At 71.4% G+C, this 339-nt stretch carries 1 protein-coding gene; it reads right to left on the bottom strand.

Translation table 11 applies throughout. The annotated features are described in order from the left end of the window. Positions 1–339, bottom strand: a 339-nt coding sequence (locus tag QMZ92_RS35970) for an N-acetylmuramoyl-L-alanine amidase (protein WP_283302158.1), incomplete at both ends; no start/stop codon positions are given.

Here is a 339-nt window from a genome sequence, read left to right as displayed (position 1 = left end):
AGGGCGTTGCCGGGGCACTGGGTGTTGTAGCCGTCGCGGTGACCGTGGATGGTGGGGAAGGTCAGCTGGGCGCCGCTTGCCCAGGTCTTTCCGGTGTAGTTGCGGCCGTCGGCGCCGGCGGTGAGCGTGGTGGTGCCGGCCGGGTCCACGCCGTACTGGCCGAGCTTCCACGCGGCGATCCGTGCGACGGAGACCATGGCGGCCTGCGAGGGTGCGGTGTCGGTGTAGGTGCCCAGGACGGAGACGCCGGTGGTCTCGGAGTTGAAACCGTAGGCGTGCGCGCCCATCACGGGCCGGCCGACGCCGCCCTTGCGGCCCTCGTAGATCGTGCCGCACTTG

Origin of the sequence: Streptomyces sp. HNM0645 (genome assembly GCF_030056615.1) — a bacterium.
Taxonomy (GTDB): domain Bacteria; phylum Actinomycetota; class Actinomycetes; order Streptomycetales; family Streptomycetaceae; genus Streptomyces; species Streptomyces marianii.
The sequence above is the reverse complement of the archived record's forward strand: the minus strand, read 5'-3'. Positions and strand labels throughout refer to the sequence as shown.